Origin of the sequence: Glaciecola sp. MF2-115, from assembly GCF_047250385.1 — a bacterium.
GTDB lineage: Bacteria > Pseudomonadota > Gammaproteobacteria > Enterobacterales > Alteromonadaceae > Glaciecola.
Window position 1 is genome coordinate 57253 of the sequence record NZ_JBLBVM010000043.1, and the last position, 19128, is coordinate 76380.

The window sequence follows — 19128 nt, forward strand, 5'->3', positions numbered from 1 at the left end:
TATTGATAAAGGAACTTTTCAAAGGCAAGTTAATTATAATTGGATTGATTCTCAGCTTTATGACGGGAGGCGCTTTATACGCATTTTTGTTGCCAAATATTTATAAGTCAGAAGTATTGTTGGCACCAAATAGCAACGGCAACCAGGGAGGTGTTTCAGGCCTGAGTTCACAGCTAGGAGGGTTAGCATCGCTAGCGGGGGTTAATATAGGTTCAGCTGAAAACCAAAAGACGACGCTTGCAATCAATATAATGAAAAGTAGAACCTTTACTATTGAATTTTTGAATTCCTACGATTACAAAGCTGTAATTACTAGTGTGGAATCTTGGCATGCAAAAGATAATCAACTTATTTTTATTGATGATGTATATGACGACGTTTCTAAAAACTGGTTATTAGATATTGAAACAGGTAAGTCAAAAGAACCAACAGATCTTGAAATGTATGAATCATTTCACGACTCAAATTTTGCTTTAAATGAAGATAAAGAATCAGGTTTGATTAGTCTCTCTATTAGTCATAAGTCCCCTTATGTAGCTAAAACAATAGCAACTGAGTTTGTATCTGCCATAAATAGCAAAGTTAGAGAAATGGACATTGTAGAAACCACTGAAAATCTAACTTATTTGCAGGAGCAATTGAAAGGCATTGAGAATAAGGAGCTACAGGAAGTACTATATGAGTTAATTGAACAGCAAATGCAAAAAAAGATGTTGGCTAGCTCTTCGGCGAGTTATGTTTTTAAAACTATCGATCCAGCGTATCTTCCTGAGAAGAAAAGCTCTCCCAAACGGTTTTTAATAATATTTGTAGCTAGTATGTTTGGTGCTGCAATTGGTTTTGCGATCGTAGTTTTGAGATTATGATTAGCTCGCGTTTAGTTTTTATAAATTTTTGCTTTATTTTAATTTAGGATATCGATGGGTACTTTATTCGGAGATATTAAAAAGAGCAAACTAGTAAATTATGGGCTTGCAGAGGCCGTTAGTAAGTCTTTGAACATATCAGTTTTATTCTTACTTCCGCTTCTTGTTGCGGTTGATGAGTTTGGGTTTATTGCATTAATGATCATTACAGAACAAGTTTTAGTAATGACTCTTATGTTAGGACAAAACACGGCTTTACTTCGTTTTTTACCAAAATTTTCCAATAAAAACAGAGTGTTTGAAGCAGTACGAAAATCCGTAATCAAGCGAACTTTGCTTATTGTAGTGTTATTAATATTCTGCCTTGCTTATTTCGTAGCTACATTAAACTTTAAAGATGGAGTGGCATTGGTTCTGACGCTTTGCACAGTTCCTTTCTTAATAAATATAGAAATAACATTAGCAAAATACCGCGCGGTGGACCAAGTTCAGAGTTACGTATTTCTTCGCTTATTCTTTCAAATACTAAAAATTGTATTTGTGATCGTTTTATTTGCTTATGGATTTTCCTTGGGCTCATTATCTTATAGTTTAGGTGTTTTGATAGCAGCGTCAATATCATCATTTCTTTTGCTTGCTTTTACTGAAAAGTCCAAAACCAAGTTTACTTCTAATAAAAAAGTCACGAAACTGTTTTTCATTTTTGGTCTACCATTAGGGCTACAAGTTGGGATTAATATTTTCTACACCGTTACTGATAGGTATCTTCTAAGCTACTTTGTTGGTTTGGAGGATGTTTCAATTTACTCGTTCTCCTATTCTGTTGCAACCACAGTATTGTTCGCAATCCAAATAGTAATAATCAGCTTCATATCTGACGTTTATAAAAATAGTTTGGTAGTTGATGCGTTTTCTGAGTTAAATAAATTATTCGCTAGGTCCCTAATATTCGTTGGTTTGTTAAGTTTGATAATTTATCTTATTGTATTTCCATTGATTTTAGATATTTATCCAGATGAGTATGCTAGAGGAAAAGAAGTAGTCAAGTGGATCCTAATTTCAAACTTGTTCCATGTTGGTTACCTATTTGCATTCTATAGATTAACTATTGTAAAGAAAGTAAAGCTTATTCCTATATTTACGCTTGGTGCTTTCCTAGTTAATTTGATTTTAAATATTGTTTTGATACCCATTTACTTTATTGAAGGAGCAGCAGTTAGCACTGCAATAAGTGAGCTCTTTCTTTTCATATGTTTACTTTTATTGTCATTTCACAGGGCTGAGTTAAATGTTAAACGGCTCTAGTTATGCACATAGAAAGAATGATTTATTTGTTTTTTCGCTATTGTTTTCGATCAGTCTAATTGCCCTATACCTTCCTGCAGATGCCGTGCGGTTGCATTCACCTATCTTATTTTTTTCTCAGGCTTTATTAGTAATTTATTCAGTCTTAAAGACGGGACGATTAATAAACTTCATGACTCCGGCCGTATTGTGCATTCTATACATATCGATTTCATGCAGCCTTGGTGCATATGCTTTTTATAATAATTTATTAGTTGGCCGCTTTAGTTACTCAGCTTATCAATCATGGCAGTTTGTAAGTCAATCAACGTTTTTTTTGCTTTTCTGTAATTGTTTGTTTTTCCTTGTAAACATTTTTGTTAAACCAAACTACAATCTAAAATTTAATGCCTCAGATGTTGATGAAAAACTAATATTTTCTACCTTCGGAATAATGTTTTTACTCACAGTTCCAATAGCATTGATATTTCCTGACTATTCGATGATTCCAAAAACGATCTCAGCGTTACTGATTCTGTATTATTTGGCATCGACGCAAATGAAGTTTAGGTATTTCATTTATATATTTATATTGGTTTTGTTTGCGGTAAGTTCAGTCGAGAGCAAGAGGGAAGCTATATTTTTAATTTTTCCGATGATCTTTTTAGAGGCTTTGTTTTCCGGAATCAAATTGAATATCTCAATATTTTTCAAAGGAATTATATTTGCATTTTTTCTACTTTCTCTTATTGTGTTGATGTCGATAGCACGCGGTTATGGAGGTTATGAGGCTGCTGACAGTCTCATAAATGCATTACCATTTTTCTTCCAATACATAGAAAACCCGATATTCTTATCTGCTTTTTTCAATAATATTGAGGCTACATCAGTATATTACAACGCAATGCAATCCATCGATTACGTTCAAAAAGATACAAGTCTTGTAGCTTTTGGCTCTACAATTACTAAGTTTCTCTTTGTGATGATACCAAGGGAGATTTGGAGTGATAAACCGAGTAGTATAATTGAATTGTACACAGCGCATCATGATCCAAGTTATAGAGCAATTGGTGGTTCAGATCCGATAATTATTTACGCTGAATTTTTTTGGAATTTCCATTATTTTGCGATCTTGGTTTTACCAATTTTATTTTATCTAATTACTAAACTGTACTGCGCGATTGTCTCTGTTTTGCAAAATAGAACTTATTTTAAGATCCCAGTGCTGTTATTCGTCTATATGAACTTTGTGACTTATGTGCGTGGCAGTGGATTGGATATGTACTTGGCATTTACATTGATAGCTTTGATTTTTTCTTCTGGCTGTTTTGTTATTTATTGCCTTTTATTTAAAGAAGACGTTCGAATATAAATTAGAGGATATTAGATTGAAATCGGTTTTAATTGTTTATAATACAATTCAACATTATCGAGAAGACTTTTTTGAGGAGCTTGGAAAGCGTTACAATTTGACGGTTCTACACTCCGGTGAATATAACCTCAAAGCTAATAATTATAAACAAGTTGTAGCTAAAAAGTTAGAAATAGGTCCATTCACGTATCAATTTGGAGTTGTAGTTGAGTTGTTTAGAGGTAACTACGACTCAGTTATATTTCTTTTTAACGTGGCGTGGCTTTCAAACTTAAGTGGAATGTTGTTTAGTCTAGCCAAAGCGAGAACGATACTTTGGGGGGCGTGGTATACTAAGAGTGCTTTGGCAAATAAAGCTAGGCTCATTTTTTCAAAATTAGCTGATGCAAATATTTTCTACTCTCCTTGTGCATATCGAGATTTTACTGATGCAGGATTGCCGAAAAAGAAGGCCTACGTTGCAAATAACACCTTTAAAGTAATAACGACTATTCATGATAGTGAAGTAGGAAGAAATAATTTACTTTTTGTTGGTAGTTTAGATAAGCGAAAAGAATTATGCGTTGTACTTGATGCTCTTAGTGAAATAAAGGAAAAATTGCCAGAAGGAATGTGTTTTACAGTTATTGGGGATGGCGCTGAATCTGCTGTCCTGAAGGAAAAGGTTCTCTCTCTGGGCTTAACCGAACGAGTGGCTTTTTTGGGTAGAATCCAAGATGGTCAGCAATTAGAAACGCATTATTTACGAGCATTCGCATCCATATCATATGGGCAGGCAGGTCTATCGGTATTACAGAGTTTAGGTTACGGAGTCCCCTTTATTACAAAGGTTAACGCGGTTAGTGGTGGTGAAATTGAGAATATCAAAGACGGATTGAACGGCTACCTAGTTAACGACAAGAACGAACTTAAAGACAAAATATTGGATATGGCTACGAATAAAGCTCTGGCTAGAAAGTTATCCAATCAATCTCGAGAATACTATTGTACATACTGTACCGTAGACAATATGGTGCAAGGCTTTTGTGACGCGATAGAATGCACAAACAGAGCAAATGTTGATTTTAGTATCTGATATTACAAAGCGAAGCTGTTTAATAAAACAATTACTAATCAGTAATAAATTGAGGAAAATTTTTTGAAGCTTTTTTATATAGCATTGCTTTTTGGAGCTGTGTCGATTTTATTAGGTGGCTGTAATGACGATTCAAGTAATTTTCTAGATTTTTCAACGGATTTTTATGGGGTTGTTTCTTATCAGCCGGAGATAACTGACGATATACTTAAAGATTCTGTCGTAGTTCATTCGACTACAGAGTTCTTTATCGCCCTTTCTGAAGAAAGGCAACGAATAGTTTTTGCTGCAGGTGAATTCGATTTAGGAGTCGTTAATATCGATTACAAGGTTGCTTTAGAAGGAGCTCCTAATCACGGTACAACCTTGATGGGAGGGACATTTCTATATCTTAATCATGATGGAATCAAGGTTTCTTCCTTCAAGTGGCTGGACGGTGCGTCCCCAAGCGGTGGGCGTTTTGCTGTAGAGCGTTTCGGAGTGATTTCAGTTTCTGCAGATAGTGTTTTTATTGAAAGCAATATATTTATTAATATTGGTGTTAACTCAACAGTTAAAGATAAGACTGGGATAGCGATAAATTTGGTTGCTAGTGATTATGCTAAAATCATTGGAAACGAGTTCGTAAATAGCAGGGCTATAGCTATCAAAACAGATGATTTTTCTAGACATTTAAACGTTAAATTCAACACGTTTAAAGATAGCTTGTTTTTCGATGGCGCAGGGGAGGTATTACATGTAGGAAACGGGTTTTCAGTTGGTCAAGCAATCACCTCAAAAGTTGATGATACTTTTGCTGAGTTCAGTAATAATTTTATTGAAAACTGGTCTTTAGAAAGAGAGTTAATATCAATAAAGACCTCCAAAAATAAAATTTATAACAACTTGTTTAATCGAAATGGCTTTTCTGCAATTGTAATTCGAATGGGAAACGAAAATGAAGTGTTTGATAATATAATGGTAGAATCCACTGAATTTCCAATAAGAATATCAGGAGAGAAGAACAAGTTTTATGGTAATATCTTCTGTGGCTTATCTACTATGATTTCACTGCATTCAGAAAGAAAATTTTCAAGTGAAATAGAAGATTTAGTTAATTCATATTGGGCTGCAAATGATAACCTGATAGTTGGAAATACTTTTGTCGGTTTCGAATCATTTGTAAATATTAATGAAGGTTATGCAGCAGAAGGCGATGACTATTTCGTAGCTTTGCCTAAAATGAACAAATTCCAAAAGAACATTATTTTTTCCAAAAATTTGAATCAATCAGACTTTATTTCAGACGCAATAGAAGTTAGCGAAAATCAAATATTCGATAAAAAAATAACCTGTAGGGTAACAAACCATGATACTTAATAATTTGGAGTATTTATTCTCTAGAGTTTTGAAAAAATTGCGGGGTAACGCAATTAAGAATAGTCATATAGACACTACTTCAAAAGCAGAGTCAGGCTCGACTATATTTAATTCAAATATGCAGAGACACTCTTATTGCGGTTACGATTGTAGTATTATTAACGCAAACATAGGTTCTTTTGTATCGATAGCAAATAATGTATCAATAGGAGGTTCTAAACATCCGATGCACTTTGTTTCAATGAGCCCGGTATTTTTATCCCACAAAGATAGTGTTAAAAAAAAATATGCCAAGCATGATTACCAAGATATACCAAGAACAGAGATAGGCTGTGATGTTTGGATTGGTGCCGGAGTTTTCATAAAATCTGGTGTGAAAATTGGTAATGGTTCAGTGATTGGAATGGGGAGTGTAGTTACACGAGACGTTCCAGATTACTCAGTAGTAGCGGGTAATCCTGCTAAGTTGGTTCGATATAGGTTTGAGAAAAATATAATCGAAAAATTACTTGAACTACAATGGTGGGATTTTGATGATGCTAAGCTTGAACGTTTAGGAGAGTTTGTAGTGAATCCTACAGAATTTATAGCTCAGGCTGTAGATTATAAAAATTAATTTTGAAGGTGATAGATAAGTAATGTCTAGTTTAAAAATATGTACAAATTGTGTGATGGATACCACTGACTCTCAAATTACGTTTGATGAGAACGGCGTTTGTGATCACTGCTTAGATTTCAAGCAAAATGTTGCTCCAAATTGGCATACTGATGAGAGAGGTAACTCAGAATTAGAACGCATTATTTCCAAAATAAAGAAAGACGGTGAAGGCCGAGATTTCGATTGCATAATGGGGATGAGTGGAGGCGCAGACAGTTCTTATTTACTCCATGTGGCGGTAACTAAATATGGACTTCGCCCATTGGTGTTTCATGTTGATGGTGGCTGGAATGCCGATGACGCGGTTCATAACATAAATGTAATGATAGATAAGTTGAATCTTGACTTATATACAGAGGTCATAAATTGGGAAGAAATGAAGGATTTTCAATTAACATTTTTGAAATCTGGGCTTCCAAATATTGACATACCACAAGATCATGCATTTGTAGCAACGCTCTATGATTTTGCGGATAAATATAAGATTAAATACATCCTAAATGGCGGAAATATTTCAACCGAATGTGTTCGCAACCCTTTGGAGTGGCTTTATTACGGTACCGATATGGCATTAATAAAGGATTTAAGAAAACAATTTAGTCAAAATCCTATGAAAACCTATCCATTTAGTAGTGTTTTAAGACACAAGTTTTACTTACGTTACATCAGAAAGATTCAAGTTATAAAGCCTTTAAACTACTTCCCTTACATTAAGGCTGATGCTGTGAAATTACTCCAAGATGAGTATTCATGGAAAGCTCCTGCTCAAAAACATTTTGAATCTAGGTTTACAAGATTTTATGAAGGCTATTGGTTACCTAAAAAATTCGGCTACGATACGCGGAAAGTTCAATTATCAAGCCTGATTTTAACCAATCAAATGACCAGAGATGAAGCGATAGAAATCTTAAAAACGCCTGCTATTTCGGAAGAAAGCGCTAAACATGATTTTGAATATGTTGCAACGAAGCTAGGTATTACAGTTGATGAATTGCAAATGTATTTTGACCAGCCAAATAAGACTTATAAAGATTACAAAAATCAGGAAAGTATGTTCGTGTTAGGCGCGAAGATTCTTCGTTGGCTCGGAATTGAGAGATCTATTAAAAGATGATTGCAATTGTTGACTATGGATTAGGGAATATCAAGGCATTTTCTAATGTTTATAAAAAATTAAATATCGATTGTGTTTATGCTGACACTCCAGAGCAATTGCAACGGGCGACAAAAATTATACTACCTGGCGTTGGTGCTTTTGATTACGCAATGGAAACTTTGAATAGTTCAGGTTTGCGTGAAACATTAGATGATATGGTTTTGAACCAGAAGGTTCCAGTTGTAGGTATCTGTGTTGGGATGCAAATGATGGCAAACAGCAGTGATGAAGGCAGTCTGAAAGGTTTGGGCTGGATACCTGGTACAGTTAAGAAGTTTGATTTTTTAGAAAACGAAAACCCACTCCCACTGCCGCATATGGGCTGGAATAATCTGGTATTGGATGTTGAAGATCCTTTATTTAAAGGATTAGAAGCAGATCCAAGATTCTACTATTTACATTCGTATTACTTTAAATGCAAAAATCAGGAAAATAGTATCGCTTCAGCCAAGTATGGACTAGATTTCAGTTGTATTGTTAGACGTGAAAATATTTACGGCATTCAATGCCATCCAGAAAAAAGTCATCATAATGGCTCGACTATTCTTAAAAACTTCTCAGAGCTCTAATTATGTTGAACGCTAGAATTATTCCTGTATTGCTTGTAAGAAACAAAGGGCTGGTTAAAACCTTAAAGTTTAAAGATGACAAGTATGTAGGCGACCCCATCAACGCAGTAAAAATATTTAACGAAATGGAATCTGACGAGCTTATACTGTTAGATATTGATGCATCGTCAGAGCAGAGAGAGCCAGATTACAAACTAATAGAAAATATTGCATCTGAATGTCGAATGCCGCTTTGTTATGGCGGAGGTATAAAATCCGTTCAACAAGCAGAGAGAATACTCCAGTTAGGTGTTGAAAAAGTATCTTTGAGTTCGATCGTTTTTGAACGGCCGGAGATCGTCACAGAACTTTCTGAGAAAGTTGGTAGGCAAAGTGTTGTGGTTTGTTTGGACGTCAAGAAACGATTAATTGGTAGTAAAGTCGATTGCTACACTTTAAATGGGAAGATAAAACAAAAAGTCGATTCGTTAGAATTTGCAAAAAAGATGGAAGAATATGGTGCAGGAGAACTTTTCCTAAATTTCATTGATCATGATGGAGTAATGAAAGGTTACGATTTGAACACTATTGGAAAATTTAAAGAAGCCCTTAGTATTCCAATTACGGCAGTGGGTGGGGCTGGTAGTCACGAAGACGTTCGCCAACTTGTTGAGCAAGAGAGATTGATTGGTGCTGCGGCGGGGAGTTTGTTTGTTTTCAAGGGGAAATATAGAGCTGTACTCATAAATTACCCTACTCGCGCAGAAAAGCAATTTATCTTGAATACAAAGCAAATTTGAAGGAATTTTTATGAAACAAATATTACAGGACATGGCCAAAGGGAGCTCTACTATTGTCGAAGCTCCAGCTCCGCATGTTACTAAAAATCATGTAGTTATTAATACAAGGACCACTCTCATATCTGCAGGTACGGAAAGAATGTTGGTCGATTTTGGCAGAGCGAGTTTAATCGATAAAGCACGAGCACAACCAGATAAGGTAAAGATGGTTTTGGAAAAAGTGCAAACTGATGGATTGATGACTACGGTCGATGCAGTCAAATCAAAATTGGCGCAGCCTCTACCACTTGGTTATTGCAACGTTGGAGTTGTGCAAAGCACAGGAAGAGGTTGCGAAAAATTTAAAGTAGGTGAACGGGTTGTATCAAATGGACCACACGCAGACATCGTTCGCGTTGCAAAAAACCTTATTGCCAAAATACCAGACAACGTAAGTGACGAAGAGGCATCTTTTACAGTTGTTGCAAGTATTGGATTACAGGGACTCAGATTAGCAAACCCAACAATAGGTGAGTCTTTCGTTGTAACAGGAGTAGGCTTGATAGGTTTGCTAACAGTTCAAATGCTAATTGCACAGGGATGTCGTGTTTTAGCAATTGACTTTGATCAGTCCAAACTTGAATTAGCGAAACAGTTTGGAGCTCAAATCTGCAATCCGGGTAACGCTGAAGACCCAGTCGCTGCAGGGATAGCATTTAGCCGTGGAAATGGTGTTGATGGTGTTATTATTACTGCATCAACAAAATCAAATGATCCTGTTACACAAGCTGCACGAATGAGCAGGAAGCGTGGACGGATTATTCTAGTAGGTGTCATTGGTCTTGAATTAAATCGAGCAGACTTCTATGAAAAGGAACTATCATTTCAAGTTTCTTGTTCATACGGTCCAGGTCGCTATGATCCCAACTACGAAGAGAAAGGAAATGACTATCCGTTTGCCTTCGTTAGATGGACCGAACAGAGAAATTTTGAGGCAATACTAGATATGATGGCTGCTGGTCAGATTAATGTCTCAAGTTTGATTTCACATCGTTTTGCTTTTGAAAAAGCCGCGGATGCTTATGATTTGTTGACGTCTGATAAAAGTGCACTAGGAATTTTACTTAAATATGATTCTGAGCTAGAGCCCCGACTTAAACGAACTATAAATCTAAATGAGAACATAAAGTATCATCCCAATGAGCCAATCGTTGGCTTCATTGGTGCTGGTAATTATGCTTCGCGCATGCTGATTCCAGCTTTCAGAGCTGCAGGCGCTCAGTTGCACAGTATTTCTACATCTGGTGGTATAAATGGTGTAATTCACGGAGAAAAAGCGGGCTTCGGGAGTGCAACAACAGATACAAAGGAGATGATAGAAAATTCAACTATAAACACTATTGCGATTGTAACTCGCCACAATAGTCATGCGTACTTTGTGGAACAAGCTTTGAACGCAGGGAAAAATGTGTTTGTTGAGAAGCCTTTGGCCATTACTCACAAAGAATTAGATGATGTTAAAGTTGCCTACGTAAAAGCATCTAAATCAGAAAACCCTCCCAAATTGATGGTAGGTTTTAATCGTAGATTTTCACCTCAAGTTCAGAAAATGAAAGCCTTATTAGACCCAATTAAAGAGCCTAAGTCTTTCATAATGACAATGAATGCAGGCAACATACCTCAAGACCATTGGACTCAGGATCACAATGTTGGCGGTGGAAGAATAATCGGAGAAGCTTGCCACTTTGTGGATTTGATGCGTTATTTAGCTGGAAGTGAAATCGTTTCAGTTCAGGCTCGTAGAATGGGTGATACAGTAGCAACCCAAATAACTGAGGATAAAGCTGCAGTTATATTAGGTTTTGCAGATGGGTCTTTTGGAACTATACATTACTTAGCAAATGGTGCCCCAAGTTTTCCTAAGGAACGAGTTGAAGTATTTGTGGCAGGCGGAACGCTTCAGTTAGATAATTTTTTAAAATTGAAGGCCTACAATTGGAAAGGCTTTAAAAAACTCAATTTGTGGAAACAGGATAAAGGACAAGGTGCTTGTGCTGCAGCTTTCATTGAGTCAATTAAAAGTGGAGAATTAGCGCCCATTCCTGCAAATGAGTTGTTTGAAGTTACAGACGTAACTATTCGAATCGCTGAGCAACTGCGTTTACAAAAGTGATACTAATAAAAGCAAAAACAGCAATTCAACTAGGTTTCTTTAATCTAATTAGGGTGTTTGCTTATCAACTCGGTATCAAAACAGGTCTAAACAAGGTTAAGAAGATTACTAGCACTATTGAGCCGGGTGATTTTTTCTCTCCATACAACGGAGAGTTAGTAGCTTTTGAACCTAATAATCAATGGAGTAATACTCAAACATACTTTGGCAAAAGTTACCTAAACGATAATGATACTCCGCCTGATTGGAAAAGAAACTGTTTGAATGGGAAACGATCTTCAAGCACAAATGAATGGCATCAAATTTCTGATTTTGACGATCAGTTGGGGGATATTAAAGGGGTATGGGAGGCATCGCGTTTTGATTGGTTGATCTGTTTTGCACAACTAGTTAAGCGCGGTGACGATAACGCGTTAGAAAAACTGAATGGGTGGATAAGTAATTGGCTTGAAATTAACCCACCGTACAGTGGTGTTAATTGGAAATGTGGTCAAGAGGCGTCTATAAGAGTAATGCATATAGCTTTGTCTTTATTAATTTTAGAGCAAACTAGGAGTGCTAGCAATGCCATCGTTAGTTTAGTCAAAGCACACTTGAAGCGAATTTCGCCTACAATTATGTATGCTGTTGCACAAGATAACAATCATGGAACTTCAGAAGCAGCGGCACTTTTTATCGGAGGTTCTTTACTTGATTTAAATGGAGATAGCGATGGGCTGCAATGGAAGATTCAAGGTGAATATTGGCTAGGAAATAGGGCTAAAAAACTAATTGGTAATAATGGTAGTTTTAGTCAATATTCCGTTTCATACCACAGAGTTATGCTTGACACCTATAGTTTGGTGGAGGTTTGGCGAAGAAAACATCATATATACACGTTTGATGAGAAAGTATTGACTCAGCTAAAATTGGCAACAAATTGGCTGTTTTATTTTACAAATCTAAAGGATGGAGATGCACCTAATATAGGTGCTAATGACGGTGCGAGACTGATACCACTAACTGGGACAAATTATCGAGATTTTCGGCCAAGCGTGCAACTCGCAAGTGTATTGTTTCTAGATAAACTTGCATACTCAACTGACGGTAACTTTAATTTGCCTTTACTATGGCTTGATCTTAAATTGCCAGTTAGCCAAGTTGAAGCAAAAGCCCCAAAGGATTTTAGTGATGGAGGTTATTTTTACTTAAATAACATTCATAATCACGTTGAAGTATATTTGCGTTACCCTCAATTTAAATTCAGACCGAGCCAATGTGATGCAATGCATCTCGACCTTTGGCTAGGAGGAGTAAATGTGCTTCGAGATGGGGGGACATATAGTTACAACGCGGGTCAAGAATTTATTGACTATTATGGTGGGAGTTACAGCCACAATAATATCTCGTTTGACGAACACGATCAAATGCCAAGGTTAAGTAGGTTTTTATTAGGGGATTGGTTAAAAACAGATGTTAAAAGTGGATTGCATGTTACGCCAGATAAACAAACATGTTTAGTTGGATATAAGGACCGTTTTGGTTGCGCGCATAGTCGCTCAATCCTGTTGAAGAATGACAGGCTAGTTATAACGGATTATGTATCTGGTTTTCAAAATAAAGCTGTAGTTAGGTTTAGGCTAGCACCTGCGGTATGGAAACTAGTTGATAACAAATTAACAAGTGAATTATGTACAATGACATTCAAATCGGATTTGGGCTTTAATAGAGTAGAATTAAAAACGACGCGTGAATCCCGCTATTACTATCAAGAAACAAATATCCCATCGCTTGAACTAGAAGTTTCTGAGAAGGGACAAATTATTACGGAAGTTATATTTTAATTATGCATGTTCTTTATTTTCATCAACATTTTTCAACTCCCAGCGGCTCGACAGGTATTCGCTCTTATGAGATGGCACAACGACTTATCAACCAAGGTCACAAGGTAACAATGGTTTGCGGTAGTTATGGAGGGGGCGAAACTGGGTTGACAAATAATTTTGTCAAAGGCAAAAGAGAAGGGAAAGTAGACGGAATCATGATAGTCGAATTTGACTTAGCTTATTCCAACAAAGATTCCTTTTTGAAGCGAATTGTACTGTTCCTTAAGTTTGCAATGAAAAGTGTTGGCATCGCAATGACACACAATTACGATGTCCTCTTCGCAACGACGACTCCCCTGACAGCTGGAATCCCTGGTATATTTGCTCGTTGGTTTAGGCGAAAGCAATTTGTGTTTGAAGTGCGTGATTTGTGGCCTGAGCTGCCAAAAGAAATGGGAGTAATTACCAACCCCTTGATTTTGGCCGCTATGTCAATACTTGAATGGTGTTCGTATCACTCAGCTCATCGTTGTATTGGCTTGTCGCCAGGAATAGTAGAGGGCATCAAAAAAAGAGGTATAAGCTCTGAGAATATAGAACTTATACCTAACGGATGTGATTTGAGTATTTTTTCAGGTGATATAGCGCCTTGGCGTCCTGATGGCGTTTTAGAGTCTGACTTAATGGCTGTATTCACCGGCACTCATGGCATAGCAAATGGTTTAGACTCTGTACTTAATGTTGCCAGCGAATTAAAAAAGAGAGGAGTTTTTAATATTAAGTTAGTTCTTGTTGGCCAAGGGAAATTAAAGGAAGCTTTAGAAACCCGAGCAAAACAAGAAACTTTAGACAATATCATTTTCCACGAACCGGTTAATAAACATAAACTAGCAAAACTGCTGAAGGGGGCAGACTTAGGTTTACAATTGTTGGCCAACGTTCCAGCGTTTTATTATGGTACTTCGCCAAATAAATTCTTCGATTACATTTCCGCTGGGTTGCCCGTACTTAATAATTATCCAGGCTGGTTAGCAAATTTGATTACGGAAAATGAGTGCGGTTTTGCTATTGAACCAGAGAATGCCTTTGCCTTTGCTAATGCTTTGGAGAGTGCAAATAAAAATAGAGAAGCTTTGTCGCGGATGGGGGCAAATGCGCTATCGCTAGCTAAAAGAGATTTTAATAGACACATTTTGGCTGATAAATGGGTGGCCTGGGTTGCAGGAGAGCATAAGTGAAACGGTTTTTTGATTTTGTTTCGGCGCTAATTGCATTGATTTTGTTATTACCAATCTTTATCGTAGTTGCACTATTGATAAGGATCAAATTGGGAGCTCCTATTTTTTTTACTCAAGATCGGCCAGGTTTGAATGGTGTGATTTTTAGAATGATAAAATTTCGTAGTATGGCTGATTTTCATGACGAAAACGGTAACTTACTACCCGATAGTGAGCGAATGACTAAGTTTGGAATTTTCTTACGAGCGGCAAGCGTAGACGAGTTGCCTGGGTTAATTAACGTACTGAAAGGAGATATGAGTTTAGTTGGCCCTCGTCCACTATTAGTTCAATATCTACCTCTATACAATGTAGAACAAAAAAAGCGTCACAACGTACGTCCGGGAATTACGGGTTGGGCTCAAGTTAATGGCCGAAATGCAATTAGTTGGGAGCAAAAGTTTAAATTAGACGTCTGGTATGTTGAAAATCAAAGCTTCGGTCTCGATTTAAAAATCTTACTTTTAACGATAAAAAAAGTATTTGTTCGCGAAGGAATTAACGCCGTTGATCATGTAACTATTGAGCCATTCAAAGGATCAAAAGATGAGTAGTGAAGTTACTAGAAAATTGGCCATAGTTGGTGCAAGTGGGCATGGGAAAGTAGTTGCTGATCTGGCAGAATACTTGGGTTACACAATAAGTTTTTATGATGATGCTTACCCTCAAATTACCCATTTAGAGCATTGGGATATAAAGGGCACAATGGATGATTTGCTAAATTTACATCCAGAACAAGCGGTAGTGATAGTTGCTATAGGTAACAATGTAATAAGAGAAACTAAGTTGAGCCTTTTACATTCAAAGAAATTTAAATCAATATCACTAATTCACCCAACCTCAACAGTTAGTAAATATGCAACAGTCGGTATTGGCAGCGTAGTGTTGTCTGGCGCGGTAATAAACTCATTTGCAAAAATTGGTAAAGGCTCAATTATAAATACTTGCGCTGTTGTTGAACATGACTGTTTATTGTCGGATTTTGTGCACCTAAGTCCAAATGCAACTTTAGCCGGTGGAGTTAAAATTGGGACTAGGACTTGGATAGGCATTGGGTCAACGGTTAAACAGTTGGTTAGTATTGGTTGCGATACCGTAATTGGCGCTGGAAGTACTGTGTTGAAAAATATAGGTTCAAATATTGTTGCATATGGTTCTCCTGCGACTATCGTTCAAGAAAACAAAAAATTGTTAAATAATTCAAAATAAATAGGATAGTTATGCTAAATACTCCATTTTCTCCATGGCCTAGTTTTACTAATGAAGAAGCTGATAAAGTAAGTAAAGTTTTGCTATCAAACAAAGTCAATTATTGGACTGGCACTGAGGGGCGTAATTTCGAAAAAGAGTTTGCTTCATGGTGTGGAGCCGAATATGCAGTAGCATTAGGTAATGGAACTTTGGCGCTAGACATTGCTTTAAAAGCATTAGACATAGGTGTTGGTGATGATGTAATTACAACACCGAGGACATTTTTAGCATCGGCTTCAAGTATTGTAACTTCAGGTGCGAAGCCTGTATTTGCAGATGTTGATTTAGATAGCCAAAATATTACAGCGAAATCTATTGAAAAAGTCCTAACACCTCAAACCAAAGCTGTAATAATAGTTCATCTTGCAGGGATGCCGGCCGAGATGGATGAGATTATGGCTTTGTCTGAGAAGCGTGGTTTTTATGTCATTGAAGATTGCGCTCAAGCACATGGCGCAAAATACAAGGGGCGATCAGTTGGAACAATCGGTCACATAGGTGCTTGGAGTTTCTGCCAAGACAAAATTATGACAACTGGCGGTGAGGGCGGTATGGTAACTACTAACTCTAAAGAATATTGGGATTTTATGTGGTCATATAAGGATCATGGTAAATCTTGGGACTCAATCTACAATAAAGAACACGCTCCAGGCTTTCGATGGATTCATGATTCGTTTGGGACTAATTGGAGGATGACGGAAATGCAGGCAGCTATTGGCCGCATTCAACTGACAAAGATGCATGAATGGACAAGGAAGCGAAATGATCACGCAAATGAAATTTGGAGTGTGTGCGAAAAGCATAAAGCTCTGAGAGTGCCGAGCCTGTGTCCTTTACAATGTCAAAGTTCATGTAAAGAGAATCAAAGTTGCGTGCATGCAGCCTATAAATGCTATGTATTTGTAAGGCATGAAGAATTGAAGGTTGGTTGGGATAGAGATCGAATAATGAATGCGATTTCTGACAAAGGCGTTCCTTGCTTTTCTGGGTCTTGCTCCGAGGTTTATTTAGAAAAAGCTTTCGATAACATGGCATTTAGACCAAAAGAAAGGTTAAGCAATGCTAAAGAATTAGGTGAAACGAGTCTAATGTTCTTAGTACATCCTACATTAACTCGAAATGAAATTGATTTAACCTGTCGAGTAATTGATGAGGTTCTTACTCAGGCTAGTCTATCCACTAGTAATTGTTAATAACTGGTTTTAAATACTGCAAAATTGTATTAAGAAACAGCACCTGACTCTTCGAATGCTCAATGTAAATCGCTTTAATTTTCGTAAGATTCGCAAGAATAGATAAACTTTACCGTTTATTTATTGTAATTCAACACATTGGGGATATAATTTGGAAGATAGTTGGTAGTGTTGGTTTTAATAGAGAGAAACGTTGGGTGTTGATTCATTGTATTTAAATCAATTAAGCATATAATTTGACAAGCAAAGTATTTAGTTAAAAAACACTCGTCACTGAATTCTAGGAATTTATGATTATATCAACACTCAACAAAGTATTAAATTCAAAACGAAAAACTAAAAGAATTATAACGCTAGTCATCGACTCGTTTTTTATCGCAATTTCTTTCTGGGCCGCGTTGGTTATCCGCCTTGATAATTTAGCTGTTTTTACGAATGCAAACCATTGGCTAATCCTTTCCGGTCTTTTACCAATCAGTATATTGATTTTTATCAAACTGGGCCTTTACAGAGCTGTCTTGAGATATATGAGTTCTCAAGCAGTTTGGGCAGTTGTTGCCGGCACAATGCTATCAACTGCTGCGTTGGTTCTTATTGCTTTCTTCTCTACAACGGCAGTACCAAGAACAATGCCTCTCATATATTGCGCATTAATATTGCTGACGGTCGGAGGCGCTCGACTTTTAGTGAGGGCATTAGTTACCCAATTTAACGGTACAAACAAGCAACCGGTCGTCATATACGGAGCCGGTTCGGCAGGACGTCAACTAGCAACAGGCATTGCGATTGGAGAAGAATATTATGTCTCCGCATTTATTGACGACGACATCACTAAGTGTGGCTCAGTAATTCAAGGTATTCCCGTTATTTCATTAGTTGAGTTGAAGAGTTTAGTTGATGCTGGGAAAGCCACGAAAGTGCTACTTGCATTACCAAGTGCAAGTCGCTCAGCAAGAAATCGGATAATTAATTCCTTAGAAAAATATCAAGTCCGTGTGCAAACTATTCCCGGTATTAAAGATGTGATCGAGGGGCACTTTAACGCTTCGGAACTAATTGATGTTGAAATTGAAGACTTATTAGGAAGAGAACCTGTTACTCCATTACCGCAACTAATGGCTCAAAACATTACCGGTAAAAGTGTCATGGTTAGCGGCGCTGGAGGATCGATTGGTTCTGAACTTTGCCGTCAAATTATAAAATTTAAACCTAGTAAATTGGTTTTGTTTGAATTGTCAGAGTTTGCTCTATACCAAATTGAAAAAGAGCTGAGTGAATATATTCATAAAAACGGTTTGAACATAAAGCTATACCCTTTAATGGGATCAGTGCAAAGAGTTAATCGCGTAGAAAACGTCATGAAGGCGTTCAACATTAACACCATTTACCATGCCGCAGCGTACAAACATGTTCCCTTAGTTGAACATAACGTTGTTGAAGGCATTCGAAATAATGTTTTCGGTACATACTATACGGCTAAGGCCGCTATTAATGCAGGTGTAGAAACTTTTGTTTTGGTGTCTACTGATAAGGCTGTACGTCCAACCAATGTCATGGGCGCATCAAAGCGAATGGCTGAACTCGTTCTTCAGGCTCTTTCTCAGGCTTCATTTAATACGACTACTCGATTTTGCATGGTCAGATTTGGTAATGTGCTCGGCTCGTCTGGCTCAGTAATCCCCTTGTTTAGACGTCAAATACAAGAAGGCGGCCCAATAACGCTAACTCATCCAGATATAACGCGTTATTTCATGACTATACCGGAGGCTGCACAACTTGTTATACAAGCAGGTGCTATGGGCAAAGGTGGGGACGTATTCGTGCTGGATATGGGTGACTCGGTAAAAATTAAAGATCTGGCGGAGAAACTAATCCGCCTCTCTGGCCTTGAAATTAAAGACGAAAACAATCCTAACGGTGATATCGCAATTGAATGTACAGGTCTGCGTCCGGGAGAAAAGTTATTCGAAGAGTTACTTATTGGCGATAACGTTCAAGAAACTTTTCACGAACGTATCATGACGGCCAGCGAGGCTATGTTGAGTTGGGAAGACTTAGAACCTTTACTCGACAACCTCGACAAGAAATGTCACGACTTTGACCATGAGAGTATTAGAGAAATCCTACTAAATGCACCGACAGGCTTCAATCCTACAGACGGTATTTGCGATTTAGTATGGGCGGCAAGACAACCTGAAAGTGTAGAAAAAAAATCTTCAACTGCTGAAATAATTAGTATGCCAAGAGCATAGTCGTTCCTTAAATGTATTGAATAAGAAAGAAGTCATTGGATAATATTTCTTATTCAATACGTAGTTGTTATTTTTAACGT

Annotated in this window: 16 protein-coding genes; all 16 read left to right on the forward strand. The window is 37.2% G+C overall.

All coding sequences use genetic code 11. The features are described 5' to 3' along the window. The first annotated feature begins 2 nt into the window (after positions 1 to 2). The 16 genes from ACKLNX_RS05220 to ACKLNX_RS05295 all read left to right on the forward strand — a co-directional run bounded on the left by ACKLNX_RS05220 (position 3) and on the right by ACKLNX_RS05295 (position 19048). The gene (locus ACKLNX_RS05220; protein WP_412971509.1) at positions 3 to 866 is read left to right on the forward strand and encodes a Wzz/FepE/Etk N-terminal domain-containing protein; all 864 of its coding nucleotides are present in this window, start codon (positions 3 to 5) and stop codon (positions 864 to 866) included. A gap of 54 nt (positions 867 to 920) precedes the next feature. Further along, the gene (locus ACKLNX_RS05225) at positions 921 to 2171 is read left to right on the forward strand and encodes an oligosaccharide flippase family protein (protein ID WP_412971510.1); all 1251 of its coding nucleotides are present in this window, start codon (positions 921 to 923) and stop codon (positions 2169 to 2171) included. Beyond that, a complete protein-coding gene (locus ACKLNX_RS05230; protein ID WP_412971511.1) occupies positions 2155 to 3522 on the forward strand; it encodes a hypothetical protein in 1368 nt (455 codons plus the stop codon). Before ACKLNX_RS05225 ends, ACKLNX_RS05230 begins: the two co-directional genes overlap by 17 nt. A gap of 16 nt (positions 3523 to 3538) precedes the next feature. Next, entirely contained in the window at positions 3539 to 4597 is a 1059-nt protein-coding gene (locus tag ACKLNX_RS05235) for a glycosyltransferase family 4 protein (RefSeq protein ID WP_412971512.1), read from the forward strand. Between the two features lie 63 nt (positions 4598 to 4660). After that, positions 4661 to 5956: a hypothetical protein gene (locus ACKLNX_RS05240; protein ID WP_412971513.1), complete on the forward strand. Its 1296-nt coding sequence runs from the start codon at positions 4661 to 4663 to the stop codon at positions 5954 to 5956. Continuing rightward, positions 5946 to 6572 carry a CatB-related O-acetyltransferase gene (locus ACKLNX_RS05245; RefSeq protein WP_412971514.1) on the forward strand — a complete coding sequence of 209 codons (627 nt, stop codon included), beginning with the start codon at positions 5946 to 5948 and terminating at the stop codon, positions 6570 to 6572. Before ACKLNX_RS05240 ends, ACKLNX_RS05245 begins: the two co-directional genes overlap by 11 nt. Before the next feature lie 22 nt (positions 6573 to 6594). After that, positions 6595 to 7728, forward strand: coding sequence for an N-acetyl sugar amidotransferase (locus tag ACKLNX_RS05250; protein ID WP_412971515.1), 1134 nt, complete (start codon positions 6595 to 6597; stop codon positions 7726 to 7728). Beyond that, entirely contained in the window at positions 7725 to 8339 is a 615-nt protein-coding gene (hisH, locus tag ACKLNX_RS05255; protein ID WP_412971516.1) for an imidazole glycerol phosphate synthase subunit HisH, read from the forward strand. The genes ACKLNX_RS05250 and hisH overlap by 4 nt, the downstream gene beginning before the upstream one ends. Positions 8340 to 8341: 2 nt before the next feature. Continuing rightward, the gene (locus tag ACKLNX_RS05260; protein ID WP_412971517.1) at positions 8342 to 9118 is read left to right on the forward strand and encodes an AglZ/HisF2 family acetamidino modification protein; all 777 of its coding nucleotides are present in this window, start codon (positions 8342 to 8344) and stop codon (positions 9116 to 9118) included. Between the two features lie 10 nt (positions 9119 to 9128). Beyond that, complete coding sequence (locus ACKLNX_RS05265) at positions 9129 to 11270, forward strand: bi-domain-containing oxidoreductase (RefSeq protein WP_412971518.1); 2142 nt, start codon at positions 9129 to 9131, stop codon at positions 11268 to 11270. Further along, the gene (locus tag ACKLNX_RS05270) at positions 11267 to 13093 is read left to right on the forward strand and encodes a heparinase II/III-family protein (protein ID WP_412971519.1); all 1827 of its coding nucleotides are present in this window, start codon (positions 11267 to 11269) and stop codon (positions 13091 to 13093) included. Before ACKLNX_RS05265 ends, ACKLNX_RS05270 begins: the two co-directional genes overlap by 4 nt. Before the next feature lie 2 nt (positions 13094 to 13095). After that, positions 13096 to 14313: a glycosyltransferase family 4 protein gene (locus tag ACKLNX_RS05275; RefSeq protein ID WP_412971520.1), complete on the forward strand. Its 1218-nt coding sequence runs from the start codon at positions 13096 to 13098 to the stop codon at positions 14311 to 14313. After that, entirely contained in the window at positions 14310 to 14906 is a 597-nt protein-coding gene (locus tag ACKLNX_RS05280; RefSeq protein WP_412971521.1) for a sugar transferase, read from the forward strand. Before ACKLNX_RS05275 ends, ACKLNX_RS05280 begins: the two co-directional genes overlap by 4 nt. After that, a complete protein-coding gene (locus ACKLNX_RS05285) occupies positions 14899 to 15561 on the forward strand; it encodes an acetyltransferase (RefSeq protein ID WP_412971522.1) in 663 nt (220 codons plus the stop codon). Before ACKLNX_RS05280 ends, ACKLNX_RS05285 begins: the two co-directional genes overlap by 8 nt. A gap of 11 nt (positions 15562 to 15572) precedes the next feature. After that, positions 15573 to 16796 (forward strand): DegT/DnrJ/EryC1/StrS family aminotransferase, encoded by a 1224-nt coding sequence (locus tag ACKLNX_RS05290; protein WP_412971523.1) that lies wholly within the window; start codon positions 15573 to 15575, stop codon positions 16794 to 16796. A 290-nt stretch (positions 16797 to 17086) separates the two neighbouring features. Continuing rightward, the gene (locus tag ACKLNX_RS05295) at positions 17087 to 19048 is read left to right on the forward strand and encodes a polysaccharide biosynthesis protein (RefSeq protein ID WP_412971524.1); all 1962 of its coding nucleotides are present in this window, start codon (positions 17087 to 17089) and stop codon (positions 19046 to 19048) included. Positions 19049 to 19128 lie beyond the last annotated feature (80 nt).